Annotated in this window: 9 protein-coding genes; 5 read left to right on the forward strand and 4 right to left on the reverse strand. The window is 72.8% G+C overall.

Annotated features, from left to right (window positions below; all coding sequences use genetic code 11):
• The first annotated feature begins 130 nt into the window (after positions 1-130).
• A complete protein-coding gene (locus MXD58_RS31710; RefSeq protein ID WP_248837737.1) occupies positions 131-886 on the forward strand; it encodes an arsenic resistance protein in 756 nt (251 codons plus the stop codon).
• A 62-nt stretch (positions 887-948) separates the two neighbouring features.
• Here MXD58_RS31710 and MXD58_RS16475 read toward each other — a convergent pair whose 3' ends face one another.
• Positions 949-1,092 (reverse strand): hypothetical protein, encoded by a 144-nt coding sequence (locus MXD58_RS16475; protein ID WP_248837736.1) that lies wholly within the window; start codon positions 1,090-1,092, stop codon positions 949-951.
• Between the two features lie 61 nt (positions 1,093-1,153).
• Between MXD58_RS16475 and MXD58_RS30335 the strand changes: the two genes are divergently transcribed.
• Positions 1,154-1,276 carry a hypothetical protein gene (locus MXD58_RS30335; protein ID WP_284678458.1) on the forward strand — a complete coding sequence of 41 codons (123 nt, stop codon included), beginning with the start codon at positions 1,154-1,156 and terminating at the stop codon, positions 1,274-1,276.
• Between the two features lie 64 nt (positions 1,277-1,340).
• On the opposite strand, the gene MXD58_RS16480 is transcribed toward MXD58_RS30335, so the two are convergent.
• From MXD58_RS16480 to MXD58_RS16490, 3 genes are all read right to left on the reverse strand, one after another.
• Positions 1,341-1,694, reverse strand: a complete 354-nt coding sequence (locus tag MXD58_RS16480) for a helix-turn-helix domain-containing protein (protein ID WP_248837735.1) — start codon at positions 1,692-1,694, stop codon at positions 1,341-1,343.
• A gap of 427 nt (positions 1,695-2,121) precedes the next feature.
• On the reverse strand, positions 2,122-2,616 hold the full coding sequence (locus tag MXD58_RS16485; protein WP_250609507.1) for a protein-tyrosine phosphatase family protein: 495 nt from the start codon (positions 2,614-2,616) through the stop codon (positions 2,122-2,124).
• 118 nt (positions 2,617-2,734) lie between these two features.
• Positions 2,735-3,619 carry a nuclease gene (locus tag MXD58_RS16490; protein ID WP_248837733.1) on the reverse strand — a complete coding sequence of 295 codons (885 nt, stop codon included), beginning with the start codon at positions 3,617-3,619 and terminating at the stop codon, positions 2,735-2,737.
• 322 nt (positions 3,620-3,941) lie between these two features.
• Between MXD58_RS16490 and MXD58_RS16495 the strand changes: the two genes are divergently transcribed.
• The 3 genes from MXD58_RS16495 to MXD58_RS16505 all read left to right on the forward strand — a co-directional run bounded on the left by MXD58_RS16495 (position 3,942) and on the right by MXD58_RS16505 (position 6,765).
• A complete protein-coding gene (locus MXD58_RS16495) occupies positions 3,942-4,391 on the forward strand; it encodes a TIGR03618 family F420-dependent PPOX class oxidoreductase (protein ID WP_518478198.1) in 450 nt (149 codons plus the stop codon).
• A 204-nt stretch (positions 4,392-4,595) separates the two neighbouring features.
• Positions 4,596-5,810, forward strand: coding sequence for a beta-ketoacyl-[acyl-carrier-protein] synthase family protein (locus MXD58_RS16500; RefSeq protein ID WP_248837732.1), 1,215 nt, complete (start codon positions 4,596-4,598; stop codon positions 5,808-5,810).
• A gap of 145 nt (positions 5,811-5,955) precedes the next feature.
• Complete coding sequence (locus tag MXD58_RS16505) at positions 5,956-6,765, forward strand: SDR family NAD(P)-dependent oxidoreductase (RefSeq protein WP_248837731.1); 810 nt, start codon at positions 5,956-5,958, stop codon at positions 6,763-6,765.
• Positions 6,766-7,006: the final 241 nt, after the last annotated feature.

The following is a 7,006-nucleotide window of genomic DNA, read 5'->3' on the forward strand; positions in this document are numbered from 1 at the left end:
CTGCTTCCGTGCCAATCTGCGACACCGCGGTGAACGCGGCACCGGGATCGTCCCACCCGGCCAGCGCGGCGGTGAGGGTCTCGCGGCCCCGGGACTCGGGCCGGGCCTCGAGCATGCGATCAACCCGCTCTTGGGTGCGTTGCTGTACGTGACGTTCCTGCAGGTACCCGCCGCCGAACTCGTCGGTTCGCTGCGTGACAGACGGTTCCTGGCCGCCGCGCTCGTGGTGACCTTCGCCGTCGTACCGTGCGTGGTCGCCGCGATGTTCAGTTTCCTGCCCGGCGACCAAGCCGTCCGCCTCGGCGTGCCGCTGGTCCTGCTGTGCCCCTGCGTCGACTGGGTCATCGTGTTCACCGGCCTCGCCGGCAGCAGCCGCCGCCTGCTCGCCGCGACCCCGCTGCTGCTCGTCGTGCAGATGCTGGCCCTGCCGGTGTTCCTGTTCGTGTTCGTCGGCTCGGCACTCGCCCACGTCGTCGACGTCGTCGACGTCGGACCGTTCCTCCAGGCTTTCCTTTCTTTGATCGTCTTCCCACTGGCCCTGGCCTGGACCACCCAGGCCAGGGCCGCCCGCCGACCCACCGGACAGAAGACCTCGAACGCGGCCATCACGACGGTGGGGGTGACCGTGCGGGGCGTCGCCGCCTGCCTGCACCTGCTCGTCACCCTGCCCGACGCCCAGGCCGACGACATGGTCCTCGCCGAGCGGCTGTGCGCCGAGGGCGTCCTCGTCCTTCCCCTGTCGCGGCACCGCCGCCGCCCCGGCCCACCGGGCCTGGTCCTCGGCTACGCCGCCCACCCACCCGACCGCCTGCGCGAGGCCGCTGCCACGATCATCCGCGTGGTCCACCGTCACCTCGCGGAGAAAGCGATGACTCGATCGGCCTGAGCAGCACGTCTCCCGGCCTCGGACCCGGCCATGCGTGGACTATGCACCCGCCGCGCCGGCCACTACCGGGACTCTTCGTTCCGTTGTTCCTCGAGGGCCGTGACGACGTCGCGCTCGACGAACGGCTCGCCGCCGCCGGTGTCCTCGTGCATCCGCTGTCCTGGTATCGCCGACGTCTCGGTCCGCCGGGCTTGGTCCTCGGCCACGCGGCCCACCGACCCGACCGCGTCCGCCAGGCCGCCGGGAAGATCTTCGACGTGGTGGACCGTGACCGCGGCGGCGCTGCACCAGGCCCCCGGCGTGCGCGGCATCGACGACCTGCAGCGGGTCCTGGGCGCTCTGAACGCCTTCCTCGTCGGGTCGTTGCGCTCGATCATCCGACGCCGGTGAGCTTCGCGCGGGACCTCGGGTGCTGAGCGGCTGCCTCGCCCGTGTCCCCGGCCGGGTCGGCTGGTCAGGAGGGTTCGGCGGTCGGCGGCTGGTTGGGCGGCTGGTCGTCGCGGAGCTGCCGGTTGATCTTCTTGGCTTCGGTGAGTTGGTCCTCGAGGATGACGATGCGGCAGGCGGCGTCGATCGCGGTGCCGGCGTCGACGAGTTCCCGGACACGGGCGGCGGTGCGCAGCTGGTAGCGGGAGTAGCGGCGGTGGCCGCCGGTCGAACGCAGGGGGGTGATCAGGCGGGCTTCGCCCAGGGCCCGCAGGAAGGCAGGGGTGGTGCCGAGCATGTCGGCCGCGCGGCCCATGGTGTAGGCGGGGTAGTCGTCGTCGTCGAGGCTGTCGGCCGGTCGGCGGGTCGTTCCAGGATTCATTGCACCTCTCGTAAACATCGAAGGGGACCCTGGTGCCAGCCGGCACCAGGGTCCCAAGGGTTCAACACCATCTACCGGCCAGACAGGCCGGGTTCCTGGGTTCCGCGCCGCCGTCCCAGAGGACGGGTGCGCGGAGATCGCATGTGCGTGACCGGGAACCACCTTCCAATCCGGGGACTACGGGACCGGGCGAGCTACCTCATCGCCCGGGCGATCCTGATGGCGTCTACTCCTCTCTGCTGACCGTCTGCGGGCTCGTGCTGGTCTTGCGCGTTGTGCTCGGCGAACCGTCTGGCCGCCGCCCTGCTCGCGACAGTTCCTGTCTGCCGCGACCATGGACCCTCGTGGCTACAACAGTAAAGCTATCCGTCGCCGAGTCCGATGTCTACTGTGGCGAGCACAGATTTTTTGGCTCTGAGCGGACAGCTCAGCTCCGGTGGCCGGGCCCGGCGCCAGAACAGCGGCCGGGGAAGGCGCGCACCCAGCGGCGCTGCCAGGGTGTTTCGACAGCGCGGGGATGATGATGCAGGCGGGTCCAGGTGACGGCGTCGGTCGGGGGTAGGCCGGAGAGGATGGCCAGGCACGCCAGGGCGGTGCCGGTGCGCCCGACCCCGCCGCCGCAGGCGAGTTCGACCGCGGCGCCGGCGCTGGCCCGCTCATGCAGGGCGCGGATCTGGGCGACGGCGTCGTCGCGGTCGCGTGGCACGCCGAAGTCGGGCCAGTCGATCCAGGTGTGCGGCCAGCTCAGTGCGCCGTCGTGGCGCCGGCGCAGGCGCGCGGACCCGAGGTAGAGGCCAGTGTCGGGTGCCGGCCCCGGGGGCGGCGGATGACGTAGGCCGCGGCCGCGCACCCACAGTCCGTCCGGTAGCCGCAGCGCACCTGACAGCGTCCGACCTTGGTCCTGCGCCATGCCGTCCAGCATGCCGCAGCGCGACCTTGGGTCGCCGAGGGGTGTGGGTGCGAGGCCCGGCGCGGCGCGTGCGGGGACGGGAGCCGGATCTGCCGGGACTCCAGGAAGCTCTCAGGACTCCAGGAAGCTCTCAGGACTCCAGGAAGACAGTCTGTTCGGGTGGCAGGGCCAGGGTGACCCGCTGGCCGGCGCCGGCGGGGTCGTCGGTGACGGTGACGAGGGTGTCCAGGGCGGTGGCCTGGCCGGTGGGGACGGTGAACAGGCGGTCCTCCAAAGTGGCGAGGAACGCGGGGAACCCGGTGAGGTCGACGCCGCCGGTCTCGTCGAGGGAGAGGTATTCGGCGAGGCGGCGGAACAGTTTCGGCAGGATGACCAGCTCCTCGGTGAGGGCGTCGCGGGAGGCGACGGTGAACCCGGCGGTGGTGACGTCGAGTTTCCACAGACCGGTCCCGGCGCGGCGCGCGGCGGCGGCGGTCGCGGCGAGGTCGGCGCGCAGGTCGACGTAGAGCTTGGAGTAGAAGGTCGGGTAGACCCAGCCGGCGGCGAGCAGCCGGTGGTTGACCGAGCGGCGCAGCCCGTCGACGTCGAGGTAGCGCGCAGCGCCGTCGCGGGCGCCGGCGGGCGGGTCGCCGGCGAAGACCATGGCGACGGCGCGGCCGTAGGTGTCGGCGAAGCGGGTGAGGATGTAGCCGTCGACGGTGGTGGGGGTGGCGGCGGTGACGGTGCCCGCGGTGCTGCGGGTGACGTCGGTGAAGCCGAGTTCCCGCAGCAGGGCGCCCGCGGCGCCGGCGGCGAACTCGGGGCGCTGATGCCAGGAGTGCGAGCCGTGCGGCGGGGTGTAGTGGGTTTCCAGGGCGTCGATGGCGTCCAGGCGTAGCTGCACGCCGCCGGCGGCGTTGGCCTTCACCGCGATGCCCGCGTGGGCGAACGCCTGGCGGTCGTGCGGGTAGAAGCGCACGGAGTCGCCGTCGGGGGAGGCGCCGACGATCCGGAAGGTTCCTGCGATCAGTGTCATGGGCACGCGGCGAATCTGCCCCGTCACCGAAGCCGTGATCGGGCGGGTCGGTGAACGCCAGATGAATCCGTGATCATCACCTGGTGGGCCGGTCGGCGCGGGTCGGTGCCACTGGGGTGGGCGGGCGCGGGTGACCCCACTGTCGGCGGGTCTGCTCCCACGGTCGCACCGGGCCGCGTCCAGGCCCGCGAGGGCGGGTATCACCGCAGTTCAGGGGTGCTGCCCTGGAGCCGCGTGGGTCCGCGACGGACCACGTCATGATCGTTTTGGCGGACGGGGAGGGCGCGCGGGGCCTACCATGGAGATCATCGACGGACGAAGGGTGAACATCACCGTGACCACCTTCGAGGACGCCGCCGCTCTCGGCCGCGCCGAGAGCGGGCTTGCCGTGATCTCCACGGCGCGCGCCGACGGCGGGATCCAGGCATCGGTTGTCAACGTCGCCTTCATGGACCATCCGCTCAGCGGCGTGCCCGCGGTGGGGTTCGTGACCTACGGCGGGGTGAAACTGGCGCATCTTCGGGTCCGGCCGGCCGCGGCCGCGACCGTGCGTTCAGGTTGGCGGTGGGCGACGGTCGAGGGTGCGGCGCAGCTGCTGGGCCCGGACGACCCGCATCCCGACGTCGACGCCGAACGTCTGCGGCTGCTGCTGCGGGAGGTCTTCATCGCCGCCGGGGGCACGCATGACGACTGGCCCACCTATGACCGGGTGATGCGCGAGCAGCGCCGCACGGCGGTGTTCCTGACCCCCGCACGCGTCTACGGTCCCTGACCCGGGCCTCGCGTGAGGTGCCTGCCGCCGTGGCGGGTTGTCGGTCCTCCACAACGGCCGGTGTCTGATTCCGGTGGTGCCGGTGCTGGGCGAACGCGGCGCCGGGCTGCGATGGTGAACCGGAGGTAACGCGCGTGGGGTGTGCCGGCATCGGTCTGCCCCACCGGGCGCGTGCGAGGCAACGGTGCAGGGACAGGAGACCGGATGGTACGGGACAGGATCGTGGTCACCGGAATCGGCGCGATGACCCCGCTCGGCGGTGATCTCGCGACCAGCTGGGCGGGGTTGCTCGCCGGGACGTCGGGTGTCGTGATCGTCGAGGACGAGTGGGCGCGGGAGCTGCCCGTGCGCCTGGCCGGACGGCTGCCCGTCGACCCGGGCGCGTCGCTGCCCCGCAAGGACGCCCGCAAGCTGGACCGTTGCGAGCAGATGGCGATGGTCACCGCCCGGGAGGCGTGGGCGGACGCCGGTCGCCCGCAGGTCGACCCGCAGCGCCTGGCCGTGGTCATCGGCACCGGGTACGGCGGGGTGCAGTCGACGCTGGGCCAGCATCGGATCGTGGAGGCGGGCAACGCGCGGCGGATGTCGCCGCACGCGATCATCATGCTGATGGCGAACGGCCCGGCGGCGTGGGTGAGCATCGACCTGGGCGCGAAGGCCGGGGCGCGCACGCCGGTCAGCGCGTGCGCGTCGGGCGCGGAGGCGATCTCCATCGCGATGGAGATGATCGACCTTGATCTCGCCGACGTCGTCGTCGCCGGCGGGGTGGAGGCGCCGGTGGACAACCTGCCGTTGGCCGCGTTCGCGCAGATGCGGGCGCTGTCGACCCGCCATGACGATCCGGCGGCGGCGTCGCGGCCCTTCGACGCCGACCGGGACGGGTTCGTTCTGGGTGAGGGCGCGGCGGTCGTGGTGCTGGAGCGGGAGGGGTTCGCCGCGGCCCGCGGGGCGCGGGTGCACGCGGTCGCGGCGGGCGCGTCGGTGAACTCCGATGCCGCCGACATCACCACCGCGGACCCGGTGAACCAGGCGCGGGCGATCAGCACGGCGTTGCGCCGGGCCGGGGTCGCGCCGACCGACGTCGGGTTGGTGCACGCCCATGCCACCTCCACGCCGGTCGGTGACCCGTTGGAGGCCGAGGCGATCGCGGCGGCGATCGGCACCCATCCGGCGGTGACGGCGACGAAGTCGATGACCGGGCACACCCTGGGCGCGGCGGGGGCGATCGGCGCGGTGGCGACGATCTGCGCGCTGCGCGACGGGTTGATTCCACCGGTGATCAACCTCGATCGGCTCGATCCGGAGATCAAGCTGGATGTGGTGACCGGGGTGGCGCGCCGGGAAAGGGTGCACGCCGCGGTCGCGAACGCCTTCGGGTTCGGCGGCCACAACGCCACCCTGGTCTTCACCGCCCGCTGAGGGCCGCCGCCCGCCGGGGTGCACTGGGTGCCCTGCCGCCGGACCGTGCGCCTTGGCGGCACCGGGCGGCACACCGGGCGAAGGGATACGTTATACGGCGCTGAGTGGCGGGTCGTCGGCGTGGTGTGGACGGGAGCGGAGAGTCATGGATCTCGGGTTGCGCGGGGCGCGGGTCGTCGTGAACGGCGGGTCCAAGGGGATGGGGCGCGCCGCGGCGGAGCGCTTCGCCGCCGAGGGTGCGCGGGTGGCGGTGCTCGCCCGTGGCAAGGAGGCGCTCGACGAGACGGTCGTGGCGATGCGGGATGCCGGTGCCGCCGAGGCGTTCGCGATCCCGACCGACCTGACCGACGGCGCGGCGGTGGCGGCGGCGTTCGAGACGATCGCGGCCCGCTGGGACGACCTGAACGTCCTGGTCAACGCCGCCGGCCCCGTCGAGGTCGGGGTCCGCACGTTCGACGACCTCGACGACGCCGAGTGGGCGGCGACGTTCGACATCGGCACGTTGAGCGCGGTGCGCTGCGTGCGCGGCGCGCTGCCGCTGCTCAAGGCCGCCGCATGGGCCCGGATCGTCAACGTCTCCGCGCACTCCACCCGCCGGCAGTCCCCCGAACTCGTCGCCTACACGGCGGCGAAGGCGGCGCTGACGAGCCTGAGCAAGAACCTCGCCCAGTCGCTGGCACCCGACGGCATCCTGGTGAACACCGTCTCCCCCGGCTCCTTCCTGTCCGCGGGGATGAAGGGCTTCCTGGCGAGTCTGCCGGCCGAGCGCGGCGTCGACCCGAACAGCCTCACCGACGCGATGCGGATCATCAGGGAGGACTTCGGTCACCCGGCGTTCCTGCCCCGCGCCGGTGACCCCGCGGAGATCGGCCCGGTCATCGCCTTCGTCGGCTCCCGCGTCAACAGCTACATGACCGGCGCGAACATCAACGTCGACGGCGGCAGCGACTTCTAGGCCGCGCTCGCCCCGGGGTGCGCCCGCCGCTTCGACGCGGGGGTCCCCGGAAGATCCCCCGGGCGCTAACGGCCGCCGGCCCGCCCGGTCGGGCTCACCACGGGGCGCGCAGGATGACGATGCCCAGGACGGGGGCGCGCAGGGCGATCAGTGTGCCGCCGGCCGCGCGGTCGAGGAGCACCGCCAGGCGGTGGCGCGCGCAGCGGGCGCGCAGCAGCTCGACGCGGGCCCGCTCGGACAG

The organism is Frankia sp. AgKG'84/4 (assembly GCF_023242965.2).
Taxonomy (GTDB): Bacteria; Actinomycetota; Actinomycetes; order Frankiales; family Frankiaceae; genus Frankia.

Coding starts and splice junctions, on each gene's coding strand:
- MXD58_RS16505 (WP_248837731.1), top strand. CDS start 5,956: ATGGATCTCGGGTTGCGCGGGGCGCGGGTCGTCGTGAACGGCGGGTCC.
- MXD58_RS16500 (WP_248837732.1), top strand. CDS start 4,596: ATGGTACGGGACAGGATCGTGGTCACCGGAATCGGCGCGATGACCCCG.
- MXD58_RS16480 (WP_248837735.1), bottom strand. CDS start 1,694: ATGAATCCTGGAACGACCCGCCGACCGGCCGACAGCCTCGACGACGAC.
- MXD58_RS16485 (WP_250609507.1), bottom strand. CDS start 2,616: ATGCTGGACGGCATGGCGCAGGACCAAGGTCGGACGCTGTCAGGTGCG.
- MXD58_RS16490 (WP_248837733.1), bottom strand. CDS start 3,619: ATGACACTGATCGCAGGAACCTTCCGGATCGTCGGCGCCTCCCCCGAC.